The sequence below is a fragment of the Vibrio sp. Scap24 genome (genome assembly GCF_013394185.1).
GTDB classification, from domain to species: Bacteria; Pseudomonadota; Gammaproteobacteria; order Enterobacterales; family Vibrionaceae; genus Vibrio; species Vibrio pomeroyi.
Genome location: NZ_CP041332.1, coordinates 2,923,503 through 2,948,746, shown reverse-complemented (window position 1 = coordinate 2,948,746; position 25,244 = coordinate 2,923,503). Strand labels below are relative to the sequence as shown.

Below are 25,244 nucleotides of genomic sequence, written 5' to 3'. Positions count from 1 at the left end.
TCAAGTGCTTCTCACACCCAAACTCAATAGCCATAAAAAACAAATCACAATTACCAAAAAGTGGCAATAAAACCAACCGCCTATTTATGGGAGCAATGTTTTAATTTTACCGATAACCTTGCAATTTCCGTTCAAAAAATAACCTCATTACAAACAGTTACAAAATACGCGATAAAACTGATGTAAAAACGAACTGTTTCATCTAATCCCACATGAAAAGTGTGATTTCCTGCCATTCTTTGAAATAAATTTGTGATTAAATACGATAAATATCAATTAGAGATGGAGGAATAACGTGTCAGCAAAAGCGTTCGGTGATTTTTATTGTTACTTACATTGCCTCAATTTGCTTTCAATCAAAGAGCAAGGAATAACGCCAAAAGAGTACCTAGATGATGTGCGAAAACAGCCTTTTTACTACCGTGGAGATACCTCTAAAGAAGCCCAGCAAAAGTGGGCGGAGCGCATCTTAGATTCGATCTACAAGTATCATGGAGATCAGGGAGACGGACCAAACGGACACAATGATCTTCTGGTTCGAGAAGGAATCGCATCAAAAGCTCGCTATAAGGTAAAAGAAGGCGCGGAGTTCAATGTGAACCCTGGGCTAAATGAATCGATCTCGATCCTAGGTATCATAGGTAGCCAAGTACTTGAACGTATACTGCCGTCTGCAGGAACGAAACTAAGTGAAGCGTTAACACTGCTTTCCAGAGCAAAGAACGTATCAAACTCGGCACCTTTTAAAATACAGGTCAGCAGTTACGATGTTGTTGCTCCCAAGGCCGATTACACTGTGCTAAGCAAGCTCGAGAGTGCGCTAGAAAATCGCAAAGTGGTCTCATTTGAATATGAAGGAAGCCGTTGCGAAGTCGACCCTTATGCCTCTTTCGTTTACCAAAAAGCCTTTTACCTCGTTGGATTAGAGCGTTATAAAAAAAATGCTGAGAGCAGTTCAATGCCTGGTAAATATCGCACCTACACTGTGCATAACATTAGCCATGTTAAGCTTCACTCAGGTCAGAACTTCTCTATGGGTAATCAAGAGAATTTTTGCCTCACAACTTACCTCTCAACAAGCAATGGTAAAACGGTCAACGGTGGTGAAACCTGTGAAGTGCTTTTAAAAATGACAAGAGATACTGATGGCAAAAACCGATTTGTCGACGAGTACAAACTCAGTGAATGTCAAAATATAGAAGAGACAGCTCACAGCCACTACATCGTAAAAGCCCAAGCTCAAGATAGCGTCGATTTCAAAAGATGGCTTATTAACAATGCCGATTGCGTTGAAATTCTAAAGCCAAAGCAGCTACGTACTGATGTAATACAAGATATTAAACACGCAATGAACGTCTATGCACATTAAGTTCAAACACCACCATATATGAAGTTCAATATTGGCTCCTCCAATATTAAAACACCATTATAAATACAACATAAGCAAGTTATAACAAATACAAATACATTACAACGAACAATAGCGCTCTAAATACTACTCGATAATATTAAATTTAATAACTTTTGTTGTTTTAGACAGAAAATGTCAGATTTTGTTGACACAATACTATTCCAAATAAAAATACAATTAGGCTTAACCGTGATAGACAATATAAAAAGATCATTTATTGATGAGCTTTATCACCTTAATTATAAATCAAACAGCTTAGTACATCGTCTTCCTTTTTATTGGTATCGACCTTTAAAAGTATTTAGCCGACTGCTTGCGTTACCTGTTATTTTATTCTTCATGGTGTAAAATTAATGAACCGTAATTTATCAAAGGTAGAATGGATTCTGCTGGCAATAGCTGCGATTTTTCTAAGCTTAAGCTTATTCCTCTACTACTCACTCTGTAAAAACCTATTCAATGGTGGCTTCAATGACATCATTGAAATCATTGTCGTTTTAGGACTATTTTACTGCTCATTTGTTGCCGCGAACTACAGTATCACCCTACTTGCCGAGAAGTACTGCAGCAGGAGAAACCGTTATGAAGAGCTTTAAGTTACTTCTATCAATGTCGACTTCGCTTGCGTTATGGATATTCGTGCTATTTTACTTTTTCTCTAGCTCGATCAATACCAATACAGGATTAAGTATGGCGCCAACCTTTGAAGGTAAATACTGGACAACGGTAAGTGGCGTTCGACCGGGGCGATATACACCAGAGTATGGCGATGTCATTAGGTTTCGACATCCACCTAAACATCGAAGTGAAAATATAACCTTCAGAAAGAGAGTGATTGGAATACCTGGAGATACTGTCACATTAGACAATGGTGATCTTTATATCAATGATAATAAATTATCCTATGGCATAACTAAAAAAGAAAATGGGTTTGTTTATATAAAAGAACAAATAGGTAATAGCCAATATAATGTTAGGTATCTCAAAGAAGATTCAAACATACTTGAAAACAATATTACTTGGCATGTACCAGAAGGAAAGTTATTTGTTCTTGGCGACAATCGAGACTACTCATACGACTCAACCTATGAGAGCTTTGGTTATGTCGATATAAATAGCGTTAATGGTGTCTATAACAAAGTTCTACTCAATGTTGCCAATGGAAATCGCAAGTTAAATTGCTCCTTAACCATGGTCGAGAGCTACTCGCCTTTCCAAAGAACATGTTAGAAAGCACAGATATTAGATACACACCAAGCGCTGAGCAATAAGCAATAAGCTGAAAGAAAAACCGAGCTATTCAATATAGCTCGGCTTTTGTCATACTCGCGATTTACCTTAAGAAAAAGGTAACGGAATCAGTTCTAGCCCGAGTACACCACTGATGCTCATCACCACCAGTAGAGAGACCTTGAAGACGGTCTTTGACCACTGAATGTAGTTGAGGCAATCGACCTTGCGGAATGTCACTTTGGTCCACATAAAACAAACAGCCGCCGACACCGCTAGGTATTCGTAACCCGCTTCTCCGAGCAAAAATAGTCCCAGAGCAACTGCGCCAAACGCGACTACATACGCTTTCATGTGCTGATGTGCTTTGTCGACCCCCTCCTTCACCGGTAACACAGGAATGCCTGCATCGCGGTAATCTTGAATGCGGAACATCGCGATCGCATACGAGTGTGGCATCTGCCATAAGCAGAACATGATGAACAGCAGAACGGCTTCTAAGCTCAGGTAGTTTGTCACGCCAAGGTAGCCAACCAGTGGCGGAACCGCGCCAGAGATGCTACCCACTAAGGTGCCGTAAACCGAATTACGCTTGTACCACATGGTGTAGAAAAAGACGTAAAACACATAGCCAAGCAACACCACTACCGCAGACATCGGATTAACGAATTGAAACAGCAGCGCCGTGCCTGCCAACAACATGACTAACGCATAGATAAATGCGACGTCGGTGTTGATGTTGCCCTGAACCAATTCACGGTTCTGGGTTCGTTTCATTTTCTGGTCGATATCTCGGTCAAAGATGTTGTTGACCACACAACCTGATGCAATCACAAGCCCTACACCCGCTAATGTCGTCAGTAACAACATCGCACTGGCTGGTTCTGTTTTTGCAGCGAGGAAAAACCCCGCCGCAACAGAAATCAGGTTGCCGAAAATGATGCCCGGTTTGGTAATAGACAAATAACTTTTCAGCATACCCTAGCCTACAACTTCATGTTGACGTTCATGTTGTAGATGATCCATACCGAGCCAGCGATAAGAATCAATACAACAATGGCGGTAAACATCAGCGACACCAAGTTCCAACGCCCATCAGAAGATTTCGCTTCCATGTGCAAGAAGTACTTAAAGTGCACAAAGATTTGCACCAGCGCACAACCGAACAAGATTACGTAAGTTTCAGTGCTTGGCAGCGCATGTGACCACACAATGTAGAACGGAATAATGGTTAGAATCAGTGACGCAATAAAGCCTTTCACGTAATCCGTTGCACCGCTATCTAGATGCTGTTCCATTACATCACCCCCATTAAGTACACGATGGTAAATACACAAATCCAAACAATATCAAGGAAATGCCAGAACAAGCTCAAGCACTGGAAACGCATCGACATGTTGTCGTTCAAGCCTTTGGTTGAAAGCTGGTGATAAGCCACCGCCATCCAGATAAGACCGAACGTTACGTGCAAACCGTGTGTACCAACCAAGGTAAAGAACGCTGAAAGGAACGCACTCTCTTGAGGACCATAACCTTCTGCAATCAAGTGGTGGAATTCATACACTTCCATACAGATAAAGGCTAAGCCCAAAACGAAAGTAACTTTGATCCATCGCTTCAGTCCGGTCACGTCTTTGCGCTTCATTGCGATCATGCCAAAACCAAAGGTAATACTACTGAACAGCAGCATCATGGTTTCGACAAACACGAACGGTAGTTCAAAGATGTCTTTTCCTGTAGGGCCTGCGATAGATCCACTCTCAAGCACGGCATAAGTCGCGAAAAGCGTGGCAAACAGGACACAGTCACTCATCAAGTAAACCCAGAAGCCAAACAACTTGTTGCCCGCAGCTTCGTGGTGATGATCATGCGAGTGTGCAAGATCATAAGTGTGTGACGGAGTATTAGCTTGCATACGTCGTCTCCAAATCATCTTTGTTTTCGTTGTTATCACTGTCACCGTCAGCGCTGTTACCACGACCAGAGTTGTCGCCTTTCACTGACTGTTTCTTAGCTTCTTCAAGCTGTGCACGTCGAGCCGCTTCAATCGCTTTGATCTCTTCAACTTCTACGTAGTAATCCACATCGTCGTTGTAGCTGTGTTGAATACACGTCACCACGATACCCACTAAGCTTGCAGCTGCTAGCCACCAGATGTACCAAATCATTGCGAAGCCAAATGCCAACGCCCATGCAGACACATAAATGCCTGTCGGTGTGTTCTTCGGCATATGAATACGTTCGTATTCTTCTTCCTGAGTTGGGTCAAACTCACCACTTTGCTTTTGGTACCAGAACGCATCTAGTTCATCGCCCTTAGGCAGTTTTGCAAAGTTGTAAAACGGCGGTGGTGACGATGTTGCCCATTCGAATGTACGTCCGCCCCACGGGTCACCCGTTAGATCTCGGTTTTGGTCTCGGTCACGAACACTCACGTAAATTTGAACGAACTGACAAACAACACCCATCGCAATTACGCCTGTACCTGCAGCTGCAACCGCCAGTAGAGGGAAGAACTCAGGGTTGATGTCTTGGCTCAAACGACGCGTCATACCCATAAAGCCCAGAGCGTAAAGCGGTAAGAACGCCATCAAGAAACCGATGATCCAGCAGTAGAATGCGCGTTTACCCCAAAGCTCGTTAAGAGTGAAACCGGTCGCTTTCGGGAACCAGTAACCAATCGCAGCAAAACAACCGAATACTACGCCACCGATGATTACGTTGTGGAAGTGAGCAATCAGGAATACTGAGTTATGCAGAATGAAATCTGCGCCCGGTACCGCCATTAACACGCCCGTCATACCACCAACGGTGAAGGTGATAAGGAAGCCAACTGTCCACAGCATAGGCGTTGTGAAACGGATGCGACCTTTGTACATAGTGAACAACCAGTTGAAAATCTTAACCCCGGTCGGGATAGAGATAATCATGGTTGCGATGCCGAAGAAGGCATTCACATTGGCGCCTGAACCCATGGTAAAGAAGTGATGCAGCCAAACCACAAACGCAAGGATAGTGATAGCCACCGTCGCCCATACCAGCGAGGTATAACCAAACAGTTTTTTGCGAGAGAAGGTTGCAGTCACTTCAGAAAACACACCGAAGATAGGCAAGATTAGGATGTACACCTCAGGGTGTCCCCATGCCCAAATCAGATTCACATACATCATCACGTTGCCACCAAGGTCATTGGTGAAGAAGTGCGTGCCGATGTATCTATCCAAAGTCAGTAACGCGATGGTCACCGTCAGGATTGGGAAAGAGATGATGATCAGGATGTTGGCACACAGAGACGCCCACGTGAATACTGGCATCTTCATCATTGGCATAGACGGAGTACGCATGCGCAAAATAGTCGCGAAGAAGTTCACACCCGTTAATGTGGTACCCACACCAGATATTTGCAGCGCCCATATCCAGTAATCGACACCCACTCCAGGGCTTGCCTCAATGCCGGAAAGCGGCGGATACGCCAACCAACCCGTACGGCCAAATTCACCCAAGCCCAGCGACATGTTGGTGAGGATAATACCCACAACAAACAGCCAGAAGCTCAGGTTATTCAGATAAGGGAATGCAACATCACGAGCACCGATTTGCAGCGGCACGATGATGTTCATCAAACCGATAACCAAAGGCATCGCTACGAAGAAAATCATGATCACGCCGTGAGCCGTGAAGATCTGGTCGTAGTGATGTGGCGGTAAATAGCCCGTTTCACCGGCAGCAGAAAGCAATTGCTGACTACGCATCATGACCGCATCGGCAAAGCCACGAACTAACATCACCATTGCTACAGCAATGTACATGAAGCCCAATTTTTTGTGGTCTACAGAAGTAAACCATTCATTCCAAAGGTATTGCCACTTACCGGCTTTGGTTACCGCATACACCACTAAACTGCCCACTAGAGCGATCATGGTTAACGTGACCAAAATAATGGGTTCGTGGTAGGGAATTGAGTCTAGAGTTAATCTTCCAAACATGACGATTATCCTTGGGTTTCCGGCAAACAGTTCATTGAACCAGGGTGCTGGGTCACGACATCGGTGAATAAAAATGGTGGGATACTGGAGAACAGAGTGACGGGTTCAGCCACACTTGGCGCAGCCAATGAACGGAACTGCTCCCAATCTTCAATGCGGTCAGGGCTTGCTTTCACTTTTTCCACCCAGTTTAGAAATGCCACTTGATCAGGCATGGCTGATGCAGTGAATTTCATCTGCGAGAACCCTTTACCACTGTAGTTCGATGCAAAACCTTTGAAGTCACCTTCATGGTTAGCAATCAAGTTCAGCTTGGTCACCATTCCCGGCATCGCATAGATCTGCGAACCAAGACGCGGGATAAAGAACGCGTTCATGATGTTGTCTGAAGTTAGCTTAAACGTCACCGGAACATCTTTCGGGAACGCAACATAGTTAACCGTCGCAATGTTTTGCTCCGGATAGATGAACAGCCACTTCCAGTCCAGAGAGACCACTTCGATCACCATAGGTTGCACATCACTTTCCAGAGGCTTTGAAGGCTCTAGTTCATGTGTTGTTCGCCAAGTGATGGTGGCAAGAATCGCGATGATGATGATTGGAATCGTCCATACCACCACTTCGATCTTGGTTGAGTGCGCCCAGTCAGGTGCATACTCTTCTGTGGTATTACTTTCGCGGTATCTATAAGCAAAGTAGATGGTCATCAGAATCACGGGGATGACGACTATTAGCATCAGCAACAAAGCCGTGATAATCAGCTCCTTTTCCTGAACGCCAACGCTACCTTTTGGGTCGAGCAATGCGGAGTTACATCCTTCGAGCATCAGGACGGTTCCCACCAAACCAATCCTCGACAGATTTGCTCTCGATAAAATGCGTTTATATCTTGAAGCTTCCATTAACTTTCTCGATGGTTATCCAGCCTCAGAACGAACGCCCGAGTACTGGTTGTCATGGTCATTAGAATATTTATGTGTTGAGCATGTGAAACGACGCATCTCAAAGCGAAACTGAATTAAGCCCATTTCTGCATCGTCAAAACTGCCAAATTAAAACGACAGCACAACGCAGCCGAAACATTGCCGCGCGGTTAAAACCACACAAAAAATATGACTTAATTGTTACACTTTGAAATACATTGTTACATTTAGCGCATTATGAGGAGTCGAAATTGAAAGCTCACCAAACAAACTTGGAAACTAACCTTCCAGTTATGAAAGTGAAACATGGGAAATAGATAGAAAACCAGCTGCACGACATGGGCGTGCTACACATGTAAAACCAACGCTGATAAGGGATCAGTAAGAATCGGAGAAATCAGAAAACAACAATGATGAAGCGAAGCGATGTTTGGGTACATTAGAAAGAGCGAATTAAACAAAGCGTGATGAACATCAAATTTATGAATTCACATAGGATTTTAATGGTATTTAGAAAAGATATTGCTTCAATCGGAAACCCATTAGATATTCGAATAACACACGGTTCTTCATTGATAATAATGCCAGTTAGCTGCCGAAATATAATGGCAAAGATCGACCTGGAAAGCCGATTTGATAAGTATTTTGATCTGTTTTAAGTGGGTATTACTCCCCTAAAAAGAGAGGAGTAATCGTCATTAAGAGAGAGATTATGCTGTTGCTGTGACGACTTTCTTGCGCTGGTTTTTAGTCATTAAGTGATAAACCACAGGCACAAAGTAGAAAGAAATAAGCGTGGTTAATACCGTTCCGCCCACAATTGCGACCGCGAACGGAGGCCAGAAGCCACCACCAGCGATGATCAATGGCATAAAACCGCCAACGGTTGTGATCGTGGTTGAACTGATATGACGAGTACACGACATCACGGCCTCAACTACCGCATCCACATTGCCTGATGAAGCTTGTTCATCCAGTTTCAATTCCGTCAGAATCACTATAGCAGCATTAATCGCTAAGCCCGCGATCCCGAGCATGGCTATGATCACCGTAAAACCAAATGGATACCCGAAGATCCACACCGACAGCAAACCTAGGCCACCAGCCAATCCTGCTACCATGAAGATGATGCTACTCATTCGGAACGAGTTAAACGACATCACCACCACTAACACCATCAATACAACCACAACGGCGACATTCGAAATAAGGCTGTTGACTGAATTGTCACGCTCAGCGGATTCACCACCAAAACCAATCGTATAACCTGATGGCATCCCATAGCTTTCTAAGCGTTTTTGGAACTCATTAAGCACGGTTTGAGGTAAAACACCCGCTTCAATGTAACCCTCAATGGTATTGACACGTTGTCCGTTACGACGTGTAATCGCACCACGACTGGTCGTCAATTCAAGCTCTGCCAGAGTCGAAACGTTAATCCCTGTTGAGTAAACATCAGAACTGATCGGCAAACGAATATTGCTTAAGTGCGCCAAGTTTTCACGCGCATCATCCGCGACACGAACACGGATTGGCACCGATTCGCTGCCCTCTATCACAGATCCACTCTCACGACCTGTTAGCGTAGTTTGCAGCATGCCAGCAAATTGATTGAGTGAGATACCGTTAAGTTTCGCGGTGTCTTCATCGACCTTCAACCACACCTTAGGCGTACCCGGTTGCAATGTTTCTCGAGTGTGAGTCACATGAGGAACACCTGCCAGAATCAGTCGAACATCTTCACCAATCGCTTTTAATGTATCGAGGTTTTCACCATAAACACGCAGCTCAACTGGCGCAGTAAATGGAGGCCCTTGATTAAGCTTTCGTACCAAGATTTGTGCTTCCGGCACTTCGTTATCTAACACCTTTTGCAACTCTGGAATCAACGCATTGGCTTGGTCAAAGTTCTCTGTTTTGACCATGGCTTGCGAGAAGTACGGCGCGTTGTTTTGCCTTGCTTGCAAGTTGTAATAGAAAGATGGGAAGTTAGCGCCCACTAGCCAATCAATGCGTTCTACTTCTGGATAGCGATGAATGATGTCGTCGATTTTCTCAGAGGTGTTTTGGGTGGCATAAATACTTGCTTGTGGCGGCATGTATACCTGAATCTCAAACATGTCTCTATCTGATGGTGGGAAGAACTGCTCAGTCAGTTGAGACATACTCCAGTAGCCAGTAAACGGAACCAACAACACCAACGCAATAGTGATGATTGGATGCGTTACACCAAAGCGAACAGAAGATGAGAACCAACGTGTTAATGCTGGAATTCTTAAGCCTGTCATATACCAATGATGTTGCCCTTTCTTATCCACATCACTGAGTTGTTTCGGCAGTAGCTTGGTCGCTAAGCCTGCAATCAAGGTATGCGAAATCACATAAGAACCGATCAATGAGAAAGACACAGTAATCGCGATACCACCGACAAACTCACCCGATGCACCCGGCATCAGAATGATCGGTGCAAACGCCAGAACCGTGGTTAATGTTGACCCCAGCAGAGGCACCCACAAGTGCTTCAAAGCATTCATGGTCGCTTCCGCTCGCTGTTGCCCTTTCAAGCGATACGCCTGAATGGTATCAACCATCACCACCGCGTTATCCACCATGATCCCGAGTGCAACAATTAAGCCAGTCACCGACATCTGGTTGATTGGCACGCCAGTCATTTTCATGATCGACAACGTAAGCAATGAAGTCAGTGGCAGAGAAATCGCCACCAATATTGCGGCGCGCACACCTAAGGTCACGAACAGCACAATCAAGATCAAGCCAAAACCGATCATCAAGCTTTTACCTAAATCGTCTAAACGAGTTTCGGTATAGCCTTGCTGGTTGAACAACACAGTGACATCTATATTGCTAGGCAGCTCTTGTTGAAACTTCTCAATCAGAGCATTTGCTCGTGACGTCCAGTTATCGACTCGGAGATCAGGATGCATTCTCGCTGCGACAATCACACCCGGCTCACCATCAATAATGGCAATCTGATCTTGAGGCGTTTTCTCGCCACGTCTCACCGATGCAATGTCTTCCATGCGGATGATATGACCATTGCTGTCAGTCGCGATTGGGACTTGTTTAATGCGTTCAATGGAATCAAGTTCCGATTCAATCTCTAAACCAAAACGAGAATACGCACTGACCAATTCACCCGCCGAGTTCTTAGCGTCTGCCCCTTCCAGAGACTCGGCGATATTGGCACTCGAACGCCCAAGTGCTGCGGCATCAGCGGTTCGTAGACTTATCTGGATTTCTTCTTGTGGCACCCCATATTCATCAACAAACTCAGTACCCGACAAGGTTCTTAATCGCTTAGCCAGTTCTTTGGCATAACGCCCAAGAGTTAAACGGTCAGGTTCGCCTGCACCCGACCAAGTCAGAGAAGCAATGGTTGTAAATGCGTAAGTATGGTCACTGTCGAGATCGGGAGAATGCGCACCCGCAGGTAAAATGGATTCGATGTCAGACAGTTTGTCACGCGCTTGTGACCAGACTGGTTCGGGCTCGGTGATGGTGTCATTAAGTTCAAGCGTAACAATCGACACGCTCGGCCTTGAAGTTGAACTCACCAGCTTGACTTCACTCAGCTCACGCAGCTTGTTCTCGATCACCTCTGTGACCAAGGTTTCTACACGTTCGGCACTGGCACCGGGAAAGCTGGTTGTGATGTTTGCATAACGGTTGATGATCACTGGATCTTCTGCGCGTGGCAGCGTCATGAACGCAGAAATGCCACTCACCATCAGCAGCGCAGTCATTAAGATCAGCAGTCGGGTATTGGAAATAGTCTCTATGATTTTCATACTATTTCCTATTCAGCAGTAACGTTGGCTGGCTTCACGGTTTGACCGGGAACCAAGCGATGTAAACCACTCGCGATCACCTGTTCGCCATCCTCGATTGCACCACTCACGTACGCTTGCTGATTATTGGCAAACAGCACCTGAACACTGCGGCGTTCAACCTTATTGTCTTCACCCACCACGAAAATGTTCCACACACCGCGCAGGCCATCAATCAAACCCGTTAATGGCACCCAATAACCTTGGTCGTCGATTTGCTCGTCAAACTTAAGGTAAGCAAGTTGGCCTTCTAAAACAGTCGCTTGCTCAGGGAAAAGATAACGTAAGCCAACACTACGAGATTGCGTGTCGACCATGGCACCCGGGTTCAGCAGCATCACTGCGTAATCATCTCGCCCAACACGAATACTTGGCGAAGAGAGCGAGGTCACTTTTTGCATTTGATGGGCAGGAATGCCGATAAAAGCTTCTTTGCCTTCAGAAGCGAGCAAAGTAAGAGTTGGATTGCCGACATTGACCACATCGCCGAGCGACACAAAGCGCGTTGCGATAGTGCCCGAATAAGGCGCAAGGATTGTCGATTTTACTAGTTTGAGATCGTTGCCTTTTACCGAGGCATCAATGCGCAGTAAGTTAGCTTGCAACACACGCTGTTCACTGGTTAACGAGTCAATCTCCGCTTCGGCACTGAAGCCTTTTGCTTTCAGTGAGCGTTGACGTTTTAAGTTCGCGGCCACAAGGCTCAGTTGAGCTTTCACTTCTTCGGCTTGCGCTTTTAGTTGGCTCGATTCAGTCTGTAACAGTTGAGTGTCTAATCGAATCAGGGGCTGACCTTCGGTTACTGTGTCACCGACATCAACCAGAATCTCATTCACTTTACCCGCCAGTTCGAAACCTAAATTGGCTTGCTGACCCGCCTTAACCACACCAACATATTCACGCTGCACGGCATAAGAGGAAGACAGCGCTAAGGCCATCGTTTCTACAGTTAAAATGGTTTGGACGCTCGAAGCCGTTTGATTGGTTGAATCAACCGAATCTTGGGCTTGTTCCTTTTCGCCACATCCAACAAGAAAAGTAGATAGAGACAACGCCACCGCACTTCCCTTCATCAATTTATACATACTCACTGTTCCTATGCAGTACTCAATCATGTTCTTTTTTTAGACTAACCAAACCAAACTAGACTGTCTAGTTTGGTTATGTTAAAAATAAGTTTCATCGTTAATGATTGATAAAACCATCACAAAAAGCATAATGCTTAGCGCAGAACCAAGTGTATTAAGCTGAGCAACACCAAGTACCAAGCAAGTAACGAGAAGCAGCACGTGACTAAAATCATCAAGAGTGAACAAAAGAGATCGCAGATCTTAACCGCAGCAAGCCAGCTTTTCTCTGAGCATGGCTTCAAGATCAATATGGATCAGATAGCCAAAGTGGCGAACGTTTCCAAGCAAACGGTCTACTCTCACTTTAAAAACAAAGACGAACTTTTCGAAACCTGCATGCAAACCAAGTGTGCAGAGCGCGAACTTAGCCCTGCTGCCTTTGATATGAATGCGGCGGTGGGTGATGAGTTGGTGAAATTTGGTGTGAAGTTTCAGGATTTGTTACTTGATGAGCAATCTCGACAAACCTTTCAGAACGCGGTGAGTCAATCCAACACGCATCCAGAAATTGCCTCTATTTATTTAGAAACGGGGCCACAGAAGACCACTAAGTTACTCGCCGATTACTTGCAGACTAAGATAGAGTCTGGCGACTTAACGCTCTCTTCTACAAGCTCGCCAATCATAGCGGCGCGCCAACTGCTGCTGATGTTTCATGGCAAGTCGGCATATTGGTCGTTCTTCGGCCACGATAGCGGCGAGTCAGAAGAAGAAAGGCTTCACTACACTCGAGAATGTGTCGCGCTATTCTTGAACGGCAACCAGCCTCGTTAATAGCTCATAGTTAATAGATCATAGCTCAGTTTCTCATAGCACTTAGTCCGCACTTTGGGCTGACTCAAGAAGCAGTTCATAGAAACGCTTTGCGGCTGGACCTGTCTTCGCACCTTTCGGCAGAGTCAGATGTAGCGGCACTTGATAGCCACTGCCATTTTCCACATTTAACACAGTGAGCTTGTCGCTTCCTCGGTTATCAACAATATGTTTAGGTAGCCTGCAATACCCTACACCCTGCTCTACCGCACCAAAGGCATGGTCGAAATTATCGACCGTAATACGCTGACTCGACTTCAACCAACCCACATCTTTTTTCCCCCCCAGCTTTTCAACCGAGCCTAAATCTCTCACCACTATTTGTGGTAGCGACGACAGTTGGTTGAGCGATATGGATGACACGTTAGCTAAAGAGTGCGAGCTTACGACAACAGGTTCCATCTTGGTAAATCCAAAGGCTTCTGCCGAGTAATTGGTAATTGGCAGGTTGATGATGGCAACATCGGCTCGCTCTTGAGTGACCATTTCCGTGGTCTTCGACAAGGATGTTTCAACCACTTGGATTGAGGTAGTGTTGTTCTCTGCCATAAACGCAGCCATCGGCTTATAAAGGCGCTCAAGGCAGCACAAATGGTCAACGGCGACCACAATTTCAGACTCCACACCCTTTGCTAACTGCTCACTGATCAGCTCCAATTCCCGAGCTTGTTCCAGCATGCTGCTCGCCCGACGCAATAAGGCTTTGCCATCTTCCGATAACACTGCCCTTCGGCCTTCAACCTGAACCAAAGACACGCCCAATTGATCTTCCAGTTTTCTCAACGCATAAATCAACGTGGTGTGGCTCTTATTCAATTGCAATGCCGCCGCCTGAATGCTGCCAGCGCGGTCTATCTCATAGAGTGTTTGCCATTGGTCTAGAGTGGTCTTTAATCTCATCGGTCTAAAATCCTGACAGTTAATGGCAATATTATGAACTTTTCTGTCTGTTTTTTACAGGTAATATCTATTTCAACAGGCAATATAAATCTCAACAACAAACGAGAATGGCTTGTTTGTCTTAAACACCTATTTTTCAGCGGATTTTGTTACACGAAATTTGTTAAACGGAGAAACACCATGAAACTACTACAAGTTGATTTTGAATTTAACGGCCCTTTCGGTGAAGAGATGTCGAACGCACTCGTTGACCTAGCCAAGTCCATCAACAACGAACCGGGCATGATCTGGAAAATCTGGACAGAAAACCAAGCCGAGAAACTGGGCGGTGGTGTCTACCTTTTTGAAGATCAGCTCAGTGCTGAGGCTTACTTAGCTATGCATGCCGCTCGCTTGAAAGAAATGGGCGTAGAAGAAGTTCGCGGCGTGATTTTTGACGTAAACCAGCCATTAACTAACATTAACAAAGGCCCAATCAACGGCTAATAGAATGAATCAAGAGTTAGCGAAAGGCACGAGATAGAGAGATAACAGATGAACAATAAAACGTTTTTAAGCCTACACGGCATCATTTACGCAGGGTTTGCCTTCGCGTTGTTTTTCCTACCAACGGTCATGTGGCCTATGTACGGCGTGGAAATTAATGACAAGTACGCTTACTTTCTGTCTCAACACACCAGTATCTTCCTTGGTGGTATTGCAGCGATAACATGGTTACTGCGAGATATTGAAGCGGGAATCAGTGCTAAAAAGCTCATCCAAGGTTTGGTTGTCACCAATATGCTGGGTGCGATCATCACACTGTACGCGGCTTTCACCGGTATCTTTGTTGGCTTTGGTTGGAGTGACCCTGCGTTCTTCCTTTCGCTATCAGTACTGAGCGTATTGCAGGTTCGCAAGCAAGCTTAGTAAGCGGGGTTTTCAGGTAACACAAACAAAAAAACACTCGGTATACGCCGAGTGTTTTTATATTCATCTTTCTATCAAGACCAAAGTTAGATTCGCTAAATAAGAGATAATCTTGATGTCTGATTTTGCTACTTGCTAGCAGACGATGAACGACCAAGCATGCGGCTCAGTGTGCCATCTTTGTCCACTAGTTGGTGTTTCAATGCACCCAAAACATGGAGAGCAAACACCACTATAATCAAGTTCACCGCATTCACGTGAACGAAAGAAGCCGCAGACTGCAACCATTCCGTTTTCTCACCAGCAGCTATCAACTCAATGCCGAATAGCTCTAATGCACGTCCACCAGCAACACTCATTACGGCACCTGAAATTGGCATCGCTAACGTCACTAATAACAAGAAATGATGAACGCCTTTCGCAGCAAGTTCTTGCGCTCTTGTTAATACAGCCACACTCTCAATTGCCCCTTCTTTCAAACGCCATACAAAGCGTGAAAGTGCGACAACTAAAACAATCAAACCTAATGATTTGTGCAGCCCCATTAACTCGCCTTTTTCGGGACCTCGAGGCATGCCTTCGAATTGAAGTCCAATAACAAACACAGCGATAAACAAAATGCCGGTAAGCCAATGGAAAATAACCGTCTGTTTCGATAATGATTTATTCATAATGACCACTCTATGTCTCTGACCTAGATGTTATTTTGACTCATTATCATTACACTTAACATGGTCTTTACGTAAAGTTACGTAAAGACCAAGAAACCGCTATATACCGTTATTTTGAGTGCTCAACGTAAATCAACTCATCGGTATTGAAGCCACGCTCTTTAGACATCGCTTTAAACTTCTCCATGACCTCAGATGAGACTTCCGGAGTTCGAGAAAGCAGCCATAAATAATCGGTATCTGGGCCAGAAACAAACGCGTATTGGTAGTTCTCTTTATCCAGCTCGAACACCACATAAGCGCCATAGAATGGACCAAAGAACGACACCTTCAAATAGCCCTGATCGCTGCCTTCGACAAAATACGCCTTACCTTCCGCTTCATTCCATTCGCCATCTTCATCCGAATAGCCACGGTTAATCACCTTCACGCCACCATCATCACGCAGGCTATATTCAGCACTGATGCTATTGAGGCCACGCTCAAACGAGTGGTCCAAACGAGCCACCTCGTACCATTTGCCTAAGTATCTATCCAATTCAAACTGTTGAACGGGCTTGACTGTTTCGGGCATGCCCACGCATCCACCCAACAGAATGACACTCAGCAGCAATAATATTTTCTTCATCCTAACCTCGACTTGTTTTCATAGTAATTCGAGTAAGTCATGTGAGAGCCCTAACTTACATCCTTGGTAATACGTTAAATCCGTTTATATGGTTCATATAACAGTAAATTATTCAGAAGCTTATGGGAATTGTTTCGTTGGTGAATGAATCAGTGATGCTTCATTGCTGCGCGATATTGAGTCGGTGTTACCTGCTTATAGGATTTAAACTGGCGATTGAAATTAGCTTGGTTATCGTAACCCACCTTCTCCAGAATCAAACTAATAGGTAGTGATGTGTTGAGCAACAAATCACACGCCACGTTCAACCTAATTTTCTTTAACCGTTGGCTAAAACTCTCATTGTAGTGCTTTTGAAAAAGCCGCCTAACACTGCTCTCACTGATATAGAGATGCTTGGCTAAATCGTTAACTGAGATATCTCGAATAAAGTTGTTCACCAAAAAGGCTTCAACCCTGTCCAACTTATCGCTAACCTCATCTTCATCATCCGAATTGAAGATAGGGTTTATCAACTGCACCACTTCTTGATCCTCAAGCAACAGCGCAAACAGAGAGAACAAGGTCAGCAGTTGTTGATGTGGCGACTGGTCCATCACCTTATTCAACAGTTCCGTCGCTTTCTCTGCGGTAGCGGGGGAAAACTGCAGCCCTTTCTTAGAATCTTCCAACAAAGCACGCAGCGGTTCGAGCTCACGGCAACACGCGATTAATTGCTCTATCCAGTCTTTGCGAAACCAAACCACGTGGGTTTCACAGATTCGCGAGTCGTCTGCACCCTCTTCTGAATAGATAGCATGAGGTAAATCTGGGCCAACCAAAATCATATGATTGTGAAACACATCACTCTGGTGATGCCCAATAAAACTGTGCCCTGCAAAGTGACGATGTATCGCTATCTCATACTCTTCATGTCTATGCCAACCGTAGCTTTTACTGTTCTCGACTATTTTCTTATAGCGCCATGATGTGCCTATTCGTTGTGGCACTTTTTCCAAGTATCCCTTCATTGCGATGCTCTGTGACTTTTTAATATTGAAAGTATACGCATCAAACCATTCATATGAGCACATTGACTGAAAAGTATTGAACATTGCGCTAACGATACTCCTCCGGTGGTCACTGCTAAATATACTGCAGGTGAACTTAATCAGGAGAGCAACTATGGACACTTTATTATTAAAAATCCGCGCTATGATTCTTGCCACACGTCAGCAGTGGATCGGAGAGATCACCTACAACCACAACATTAAGGGTGATCACACTTGGAAACTCTATGGCTATAACTCTTATGACGAATACAAAAAAGATCTGCGTAAAAGCCTAAGACAAGAGTCGTAAATAAAAGCTCATTCAAACGACAGCTTGTTGATTAAACGCAGTTTTTATTTGTCACTCATGTAGAGTTTCACACTGGCCACTCGCTTTCTATACTTATTAAACAGTGGAAAATGGAATACATAAGAATGAACAACAAGCTCACTTTGCCACGCACTGCATGGATCGCTTTACTCGCCAGTTTAGGCGCTGTTTCGCCCGCATTTGGACAAGACAACACCGTTGTACAAGAGAAAACAACGGCCCAAAGCCAGACTGCTGATCAAATCTTTACTAATGCCGATATCTACGGGCATCGTGAATCTGACTCGATCGTTACCCACAACGGCAAGATCATTTTCATTGGCGACCACTCGCAAGCGAAAGCTTTTCAAGGGCAGAGTACCGATGTCATCGACTTAGAAAATGCCTTTGTTCTTCCGGGCTTCATTGATAATCATAACCATGTTTTCGAAGCCGCCTCTGAACTAGGTGGCAATTGTGAACTGGATTCAGAAGCTACATTAGAAGAACAAATCCCCTACCTAGAAGCGTGTAAGATCAATGCTGATACCGATGGCAGAGGTTGGCTAATGGGTTATGGTTTTTCTTTGGAATCGACACTCGACAGTGATTCTGAATACACACCACTAGAGATCATCGACAGTGTCTTCCCAAACCGCCCCGTTGTCATCATGGAGCAAACCTCGCACTCGATGTGGGTCAACTCTAAAGCACTGAAAATCGCCCGAATCAGCCAACAATCTCCAGACCCACAAGGCGGTGCATATCTAAAAGATCCTGATAGCGGAGAGCTTAACGGTATCTTATTGGATAATGCTGGCGACCAAATCATGGAGATGGCGTGGAACAGTCAAAGCGAGCTCTTTGAACAGAGCTACCAAGGCTTAATGTACGGTCTTGAAGAAGCGTCCGCGCACGGCATCACCACCATAGGTGACGGTCGGATGTATTGGAAACGAGGCTGGTATGACGTTTGGCTAGAGGCAGAACAAAACCAAGATCTCACAGCGCGTGTATCTTTGCGCCCTTGGGTTTATCCATCAATGGCGATACCTTCTCAGCTCGAAGTATTCGAGAAGATGTATTCCGATGACAAAAACCGTCTGCTGCTGGTCGATCAGGTGAAAATGTACAGCGATGGTATCTTCATTAATGGCACAGCAAAAACACTCGCACCCTACTTGGATACTTATCTACCACAGTCGCCGAATGGCTTAAACTACATTCCACCAGCACAGATGAAAGAGTGGCTCAGCGCACTCGATAAAATCGGTTTTAGTGCGCATATTCATGCGATTGGTGACGGTGCAGTTCGTGAATCTTTGAATGCAATAGAGAGCGTGCGTAAACAAGGCTCGCAAAAACCTTATACCTTAACCCACGTTGAATTGATCAATGATGAGGATGTCCCCCGCTTCAAACAACTCGATGTAACGGCGGATTTTCAAGTAGGGTCTGATTACATTGCAAGGCATCAACACCAATGGGTGGAAGCTTTCCTTGGTGCTCGACGCGCCAAAGCCATGATGAACCTAGCCGCGATAGTCAAAACCGACGCCAATATCACCCTAAGTAGTGACTGGAATGTACACGACATCAACCCTTTGGTCGGCATCGCGAACAGCTTAATCATGGGCAAAACAGGTCTAACCGATATCTATACAGCCATCGACGCTTACACCCTCAACGCAGCCAAGAGCCTTGGAATTGAAGACGTAACAGGCTCTATTGAAGTTGGTAAGTCAGCAGACTTCGCCATTCTTGATAAAGACATCACCACCTTGTCAGCAAGAGGTATCGCCAAGACTCAAGTGTTGATGACGGTATTGCGAGGGGATGTGGTTTACGAGAAGTAAAACCAACAAATGTATCGGATAGATTAAGGTTATACATCACACAAACGAAAACGAGCCAGCAATTAGCTGGCTCGTTTTTCATGTCAGTCTCGATTGGGCGATGAACTCGCCTTCAATTATGATTGCGCTACTGGTTTGCCTTCAGCGGCTTTATCATCAAGAGCAAAGTAGATCTTCGATACAATCACTTCAGCAATCAGAATCGTAAATACCACTGCGAAGAAAGCTACTACACCATTCCAAGGACCAGTAAAGCTCACCTTCTCGCCGAATAATAAGTTAATTGCTTCAAGCATTACGAACTTTGAACCCACCAAGATGATGTAAGTGGTGATTGCACGGTAAACCTTAGGCGCTGTACCCGGCTTACTTTTGAAGTGCTCGGCAATCTTGTGTTCCAAACCAATAGAGAGCTTCAACAATAGCTGTAGCAATAACGCCGCTATCAAAGAAATAGTGAAAGACTCAATGTTCACGAAGTCCCAGTACTCATCGAAGAAGTTAAGGACCACTAAGTCCACCAGCACAGCTAACGTGTAACCTACGAATAGACGTTGTGGTGTGTTGAATCCGTAAACTTTGTCTGAATTAATCATGTTGTCTCTCTTTAATTTGATAAGTAGCCTCGATTTGAAATACATCTTAGCGTTCGAATCAGAACAAAACTTACCATTTGGTGACATCATCCCCTTTCCATTCAAAATTGTTAATCTTTATTGGTTGATCATTTTCTGTACCAATAATTCTCTTTCCTCTATACAGCAAAACTCAAAAATATAGAAAAGCGCGAAAAGATAAGTCTCGTCACTGCTTGTCACCAAATGGCAATTTTAAAAATACTGCACCGCCTATGATGGCTCCATCAGCGACACACACTCATTTCCAAAAGGTGCAGACTATGAAAAAGCTAATCACTAACGCGAACGTATTTAACGGTGTTGATAACAACCTAATCGAGAACGTATCACTTCTTATTGAAGACAACTTGATTACTCAAATTGGCGAGGTTGATGCAACGTTAGCGGATGAAATTATCGATGCTAAAGGTGGTACGGTAATGCCAGGTTTGATCGATGCGCACGTTCATATCACGCTATCTGCACCTTTCAATGTGATTGATACCATGACACGTGAAGAAGTGGCGATTCGCTCAGCTAAAATTTCAGAAGAGATGCTGATGCGCGGCTTTACCACCATTCGTGATGTAGCGGGTAACACGCTTGGCCTCAAGAAAAGTATCGACAACGGTTACGCAACTGGCCCACGAATTCTGCCTTCAATGGCGGCTATTTCACAAACCAGTGGCCACTCAGATTACCGCCAGAACCAAGCGCAAGAACGTTTGGCTAACGGGCACGAAGACTCGCCAATGATGAAACTTGGCGCAATGAGAGTGGCTGATGGCCGTTCAGAAGTATTGAAAGCGGTGCGTGAACAGCTGTTTATGGGCGCATCACAAATCAAGATCATGGCAGGTGGTGGTGCATCATCAACCTTCGACCCGCTAGACACATTACAGTTTACTTCTGACGAGATGGAAGCCGCAGTACAAGCTGCTTCAGATTACGGTACTTATGTCGCTGCGCACATCCACACTTCCGATGCGATGCGCCGTGCAGCGGAAGCAGGCGTGATGTCTTTCGAACACGCGACCATCATGGATGACGACATTGCCGAAATCATCAAAGAGAAAGGCATCTGGGTGATTCCGTCTTACTTTACCTCTTCATTGATTGCAGCGCGTAAGATCCCGCTGCCAAACGAAGGGACATACCGCAAAACAGAGCGTGTAGGTAAAGCCATGTTCAAGTCGGCGGAGCTTATCAAGAAATACGATATCCAAAACATCGCCTTTGGTACCGACTGTGTCGGCGAAACCAATGTGCATGCAACACAACTGAATGAGCTTGGTGCGATTGAACAAGTGTTCGATACCATCACGGCACTTCGTATGGCGACATCAAACTGCGGTCGCTTGTTCGAGATGTCGACTTACCAACACCCTTACCAAGAAGGCAAGCTAGGTCAGATTGTTGAAGGTGCGTATGCCGACCTATTGATTATCGACGGTAACCCGCTGGAAGGCGTAGCATGTGTAGCAAATACAGAGACACAAAAGCTGATCATGAAAGACGGCAAAGTGTATAAAAACAGCCTTTAATTAAGAGCCTAAAGGTTAGAACAAACAACAGTGCTATGGCGAATTCGTCATGGCACCGTTTTTATTTAAAACTCATCGCTCAAAGCCCTTCAATTCTTGATTTCCCCCCTGATTATCCCGCGGCACACTCACCCGAATAGATCCCTTCATAAATCGCCAAAATTCACCAAACATAGCCACCAAATTTAGCTCATTTGACTAAGACGATACAGCGCCTAAAAAGACGAAGAAATTGCCCATCATTCTGAAAAATAGCGGCAAAACACCCCCGGAAAAGCGTCCGTTTTTTAATTTGAAAATTAATTAAGATTTTTTGCCGTCTTTTTTTATCAAGCTCCGTCTTACAGGTATTCCTTCACTGGACAACTCTTCAAACCTTGTGCGCCTTTGGTAAAAACACCTCACACACATTCTGCGCCTCGATCTGGTGATTTTAATTAGCTGTAAATAATAGGAGCTGAAAATGAGCTTAACCTTACTGGCACTGAGTGCCATTTTCCTCGGCTTTTACGTTGTGCTATCTCGCTTTAAAAAACAGAAGAAAAGCTTCAACTTCCGTGTGCTTAGCGCACTGGCTGGCGGCCTTCTTTTTGGCGGCATTATCCAAATAGCACTAGGAACAGACAGTGCGGTTGGCCTGCAGTTCTCTGAGCTAATTTCTCTGTTCGGGAATGGCTACGTCAAGCTGCTGCAGATGATAGTGATTCCACTGGTGTTTGTTGCGATGACAGCTTCTATTATGAACGTAGAAGGCACCAGCGCCCTCTCGAAAATCGCACCGAAAGTCATCGGTGTGTTGATTTTCACAGTGGCTATCTCGGCGATCATCGGTATTGCGAGTATCTACTTATTCAATATAGACGCGAACAGCTTAGTTTCTGCAATGGGGACTAACACCGCCATTGAAGCGCGCAGTGATAGCTTGCTTTCGACTCAAGAACTGATGTCGAACAACACCTTTACTAGCTTGGTGTTGTCTATCATCCCAGCCAATATTTTTGAGATGCTGACGGGTGCAGAAAGAACCTCAACACTGTCGACGGTTCTATTTGGTATGTTCCTTGGCTTTAGCATCCTACAAGTGAAAAAGCGTAAGCCAGAGAAAGTACAAAGTTTTGTTGATTTCATCAATGCAGCGAAAGAAGTCGTACTATCGATGGTGCGAGAAATATTAAAGCTTACCCCTTATGGCGTGTTCGCTTTGATGACCAAATTCATGATGAACAACGATTTGTTCGCACTCTCAGAAATGGGGCGATTCGTTATCGCAAGCTACGCAGCAATCGCAGTGATGTTTGTGGTTCACCTTGTGCTTGTAAGCTTATTTGGTTTGTCTCCAAAGATATTCGCGAAAAAATCTTGGCCTGTATTGGTCTTCGGCTTCGGTTCTCGCTCAAGCATGGCCGCCATTCCACTAAACGTAGAAACACAAACTCAACGCCTTGGTGTGGATGAAGAAACAGCCAATATGTCGGCAACATTCGGTACTAGTATTGGCCAAAACGGTTGTGCAGGTATTTACCCAGCAATGCTCGCCATCATGGCAGCGCAAGTAATGGGTATCCCAATTGACCTGAGCTTTGTTCTGCAACTTATCGCCGTGATTGCCATTGCTTCATTCGGTATTGCAGGGGTCGGTGGCGGCGCAACCTTCGCAGCGGTTGCCGTGCTAACCATCATGGGACTAGACATCACAATTGTCGCGATACTGGTCTCGATTGAAGCCTTGATTGATATGGCGCGTACCGCTCTCAACATCTCAGGTTCGATGTTGTCTGGCGTGCTGACTGCCAAAACTAACGGTTCATTAAATACAGAACAGTACAAAGCACAATCCCCGTCGAACACAGCCAATAACGAGATTCCTGCTTAACGCAAATCACTCAAGTTATTCAAATTCATCCAAATGAACACTGGGTGCGAATGCCGCGCCCTTATAAGAGAAGTACCACTATGAAAATCGTAATTTTAGGTGGCAGTGCCGCAGGTATGAGCTTTGCTGCCAAGTACAAAAGAAACCAACCGACAGATGATGTTATCGTGATTGAAAAACGCAGCTACCTTTCATTTGGTGCGTGTGGCTTACCCTACTTTGTTGGCGACAAGTTCTCAAATACAGATCGCATGATCTCTCGCACACCGCAACAAGCCATCGATTCAGGGCTCGATGTTCACATCAATACAGAAGTGATCGCGGTGAATGCGGCCGAGCAAATCATCACAGTCAACACACAAGGCGAATCACAAGATATTCCATTTGATAAGTTAATCATCGCGACAGGTGCGCGCCCTTTAATTCCAGACTTCGCGACCTCATTTCGTGTGGGTAATCATGAGCGTGCTGACTCGAATAGCACCGAACACGTTTACACACTCACTAGCATGGAAGATGGCGTTGCCGTGAAACAAGCCATGCTCGCAGTAGATAAACCTCGCGTCGCAATCATTGGTGCAGGTTTTATTGGATTAGAGATGTTCGATGCGGCACATGACTTAGGAAAAGACGTCACCATTATTGAGCGCGAAGCGCACATCATGAGCCGACAATTCAGCCCAGAGATGATCTCCGACGTCGAAGATGCCATTCGTGACACAGGAACCAACCTACTGACTAACACCCAAGTCGAACACATCGAGCGTTTTGCTTCAAAAGGCAGCGGCGAAGGAAATAATGGGAAAATGAGTTATCTGCTTACGGTGAGCAAAACTCAATCCGCGGCCAATAACACCAACGAAGCCACTATCTATACGGCAGAACCTGAATACACCACGATCCAAGCCGACATCGTAATTCTGGCGCTTGGCTTCAAACCCAATACCGAATTGTTTGATCTACCAAAGCTCCCCAACGGCGCTTTGTTAGTCGATAAGTTTGGGGCGACACCCGTAGCCAATATTTACGCCGTAGGTGACTGCGCGACGGTTCATCACTTAACGCTCGATCAGCCCGTGTATTTGCCACTTGCCACCACAGCCAATAAACAGGCTCGAATGATGGCTGACAGATTAGCAGGCAAAGAGACCTTCCTCGATGGTTTCTTAGGTTCATCGTCTTTGAAGGTGCTTGATTACGAGCTTGCTAGCACGGGCATTTCTCATTGGATGGCAAATCAATACGCAGTGCCAACCAGTACCTCAGTCATTAATGACAAGAACCAAACGGATTATTATCCCGGCCAAGAAGACATCAAGATAAAACTTACTTACGCCCCTGAATCTAAACGCCTTTTAGGTGGAGAAATTGTCGGCAAGAAAGGCGCTGTAGGTCGGCTAAATGCATTAGGCGTTGCGATTACTGCTGGCATGACGACTCAACAATTGGGTTACCTTGATTTCAGCTACGCTCCTCCTTTTGCACGAACATGGGACGCGCTGAATGTGGCGGGCAATGTTGCGAAATAACCGTAATCTAATTTAATAAAGTGCACTTAATTTAA

23 protein-coding genes are annotated in these 25,244 nt (G+C 45.1%); 11 read left to right on the top strand and 12 right to left on the bottom strand.

Features of this window, described 5'->3' with window-relative positions:
• Positions 1–295: 295 nt before the first annotated feature.
• The 3 genes from FLM53_RS13205 (at position 296) to lepB (ending at position 2,641) form a co-directional block, all read left to right on the top strand.
• Positions 296–1,369, top strand: a complete 1,074-nt coding sequence (locus FLM53_RS13205; protein WP_176681672.1) for a YafY family protein — start codon at positions 296–298, stop codon at positions 1,367–1,369.
• A gap of 395 nt (positions 1,370–1,764) precedes the next feature.
• Positions 1,765–2,007: a hypothetical protein gene (locus FLM53_RS13200; protein WP_176681673.1), complete on the top strand. Its 243-nt coding sequence runs from the start codon at positions 1,765–1,767 to the stop codon at positions 2,005–2,007.
• The gene (lepB, locus tag FLM53_RS13195; RefSeq protein WP_176681674.1) at positions 1,994–2,641 is read left to right on the top strand and encodes a signal peptidase I; all 648 of its coding nucleotides are present in this window, start codon (positions 1,994–1,996) and stop codon (positions 2,639–2,641) included. The genes FLM53_RS13200 and lepB overlap by 14 nt, the downstream gene beginning before the upstream one ends.
• A 108-nt stretch (positions 2,642–2,749) precedes the next feature.
• On the opposite strand, the gene cyoE is transcribed toward lepB, so the two are convergent.
• From cyoE to FLM53_RS13160, 7 genes are all read right to left on the bottom strand, one after another.
• The gene (gene cyoE, locus FLM53_RS13190) at positions 2,750–3,619 is read right to left on the bottom strand and encodes a heme o synthase (protein ID WP_048664128.1); all 870 of its coding nucleotides are present in this window, start codon (positions 3,617–3,619) and stop codon (positions 2,750–2,752) included.
• 8 nt (positions 3,620–3,627) lie between these two features.
• The gene (gene cyoD, locus FLM53_RS13185) at positions 3,628–3,939 is read right to left on the bottom strand and encodes a cytochrome o ubiquinol oxidase subunit IV (RefSeq protein ID WP_010439794.1); all 312 of its coding nucleotides are present in this window, start codon (positions 3,937–3,939) and stop codon (positions 3,628–3,630) included.
• The gene (gene cyoC, locus FLM53_RS13180) at positions 3,939–4,556 is read right to left on the bottom strand and encodes a cytochrome o ubiquinol oxidase subunit III (RefSeq protein ID WP_010439790.1); all 618 of its coding nucleotides are present in this window, start codon (positions 4,554–4,556) and stop codon (positions 3,939–3,941) included. The genes cyoD and cyoC overlap by 1 nt, the downstream gene beginning before the upstream one ends.
• Positions 4,546–6,627 (bottom strand): cytochrome o ubiquinol oxidase subunit I, encoded by a 2,082-nt coding sequence (gene cyoB, locus FLM53_RS13175; RefSeq protein WP_176681675.1) that lies wholly within the window; start codon positions 6,625–6,627, stop codon positions 4,546–4,548. Before cyoB ends, cyoC begins: the two co-directional genes overlap by 11 nt.
• A 5-nt stretch (positions 6,628–6,632) precedes the next feature.
• Positions 6,633–7,529 (bottom strand): ubiquinol oxidase subunit II, encoded by an 897-nt coding sequence (cyoA, locus tag FLM53_RS13170; protein WP_080968015.1) that lies wholly within the window; start codon positions 7,527–7,529, stop codon positions 6,633–6,635.
• Positions 7,530–8,260: 731 nt separating this feature from the next.
• Entirely contained in the window at positions 8,261–11,359 is a 3,099-nt protein-coding gene (locus tag FLM53_RS13165; protein WP_176681676.1) for an efflux RND transporter permease subunit, read from the bottom strand.
• Positions 11,360–11,367: 8 nt separating this feature from the next.
• On the bottom strand, positions 11,368–12,483 hold the full coding sequence (locus FLM53_RS13160) for an efflux RND transporter periplasmic adaptor subunit (RefSeq protein WP_176681677.1): 1,116 nt from the start codon (positions 12,481–12,483) through the stop codon (positions 11,368–11,370).
• A 204-nt stretch (positions 12,484–12,687) separates the two neighbouring features.
• Here FLM53_RS13160 and FLM53_RS13155 point away from each other — a divergent pair, with 204 nt between their 5' ends.
• Positions 12,688–13,302, top strand: coding sequence for a TetR/AcrR family transcriptional regulator (locus FLM53_RS13155; RefSeq protein ID WP_176681678.1), 615 nt, complete (start codon positions 12,688–12,690; stop codon positions 13,300–13,302).
• Between the two features lie 42 nt (positions 13,303–13,344).
• On the opposite strand, the gene FLM53_RS13150 is transcribed toward FLM53_RS13155, so the two are convergent.
• The gene (locus FLM53_RS13150) at positions 13,345–14,241 is read right to left on the bottom strand and encodes a LysR family transcriptional regulator (protein WP_176681679.1); all 897 of its coding nucleotides are present in this window, start codon (positions 14,239–14,241) and stop codon (positions 13,345–13,347) included.
• A 180-nt stretch (positions 14,242–14,421) separates the two neighbouring features.
• Here FLM53_RS13150 and FLM53_RS13145 point away from each other — a divergent pair, with 180 nt between their 5' ends.
• Complete coding sequence (locus FLM53_RS13145) at positions 14,422–14,727, top strand: monooxygenase (protein WP_176681680.1); 306 nt, start codon at positions 14,422–14,424, stop codon at positions 14,725–14,727.
• A 48-nt stretch (positions 14,728–14,775) separates the two neighbouring features.
• Positions 14,776–15,150 (top strand): hypothetical protein, encoded by a 375-nt coding sequence (locus FLM53_RS13140; protein WP_017633098.1) that lies wholly within the window; start codon positions 14,776–14,778, stop codon positions 15,148–15,150.
• Positions 15,151–15,278: 128 nt separating this feature from the next.
• Here the strand turns inward: FLM53_RS13140 and FLM53_RS13135 are convergent, their stop codons facing one another.
• The 3 genes from FLM53_RS13135 to FLM53_RS13125 form a co-directional block, all read right to left on the bottom strand.
• Positions 15,279–15,821: a cytochrome b gene (locus tag FLM53_RS13135; protein WP_176681681.1), complete on the bottom strand. Its 543-nt coding sequence runs from the start codon at positions 15,819–15,821 to the stop codon at positions 15,279–15,281.
• 109 nt (positions 15,822–15,930) lie between these two features.
• Positions 15,931–16,449, bottom strand: a complete 519-nt coding sequence (locus FLM53_RS13130; RefSeq protein ID WP_026084473.1) for a lipocalin family protein — start codon at positions 16,447–16,449, stop codon at positions 15,931–15,933.
• A gap of 149 nt (positions 16,450–16,598) precedes the next feature.
• The gene (locus FLM53_RS13125; protein ID WP_176681682.1) at positions 16,599–17,543 is read right to left on the bottom strand and encodes an AraC family transcriptional regulator; all 945 of its coding nucleotides are present in this window, start codon (positions 17,541–17,543) and stop codon (positions 16,599–16,601) included.
• A gap of 70 nt (positions 17,544–17,613) precedes the next feature.
• Between FLM53_RS13125 and FLM53_RS13120 the strand changes: the two genes are divergently transcribed.
• Both FLM53_RS13120 and FLM53_RS13115 read left to right on the top strand, forming a co-directional pair.
• On the top strand, positions 17,614–17,790 hold the full coding sequence (locus FLM53_RS13120) for a hypothetical protein (protein WP_165886745.1): 177 nt from the start codon (positions 17,614–17,616) through the stop codon (positions 17,788–17,790).
• 125 nt (positions 17,791–17,915) lie between these two features.
• Positions 17,916–19,646 (top strand): amidohydrolase, encoded by a 1,731-nt coding sequence (locus FLM53_RS13115; protein WP_176681683.1) that lies wholly within the window; start codon positions 17,916–17,918, stop codon positions 19,644–19,646.
• 116 nt (positions 19,647–19,762) lie between these two features.
• Here the strand turns inward: FLM53_RS13115 and FLM53_RS13110 are convergent, their stop codons facing one another.
• Positions 19,763–20,242, bottom strand: a complete 480-nt coding sequence (locus FLM53_RS13110; RefSeq protein ID WP_176681684.1) for a hypothetical protein — start codon at positions 20,240–20,242, stop codon at positions 19,763–19,765.
• A 302-nt stretch (positions 20,243–20,544) separates the two neighbouring features.
• Here FLM53_RS13110 and FLM53_RS13105 point away from each other — a divergent pair, with 302 nt between their 5' ends.
• From FLM53_RS13105 to FLM53_RS13095, 3 genes are all read left to right on the top strand, one after another.
• A complete protein-coding gene (locus FLM53_RS13105) occupies positions 20,545–21,807 on the top strand; it encodes an amidohydrolase family protein (RefSeq protein ID WP_176681685.1) in 1,263 nt (420 codons plus the stop codon).
• Positions 21,808–22,270: 463 nt separating this feature from the next.
• A complete protein-coding gene (locus tag FLM53_RS13100) occupies positions 22,271–23,680 on the top strand; it encodes a cation:dicarboxylate symporter family transporter (RefSeq protein ID WP_176681686.1) in 1,410 nt (469 codons plus the stop codon).
• A gap of 80 nt (positions 23,681–23,760) precedes the next feature.
• On the top strand, positions 23,761–25,209 hold the full coding sequence (locus FLM53_RS13095; protein WP_176681687.1) for an FAD-dependent oxidoreductase: 1,449 nt from the start codon (positions 23,761–23,763) through the stop codon (positions 25,207–25,209).
• Positions 25,210–25,244: the final 35 nt, after the last annotated feature.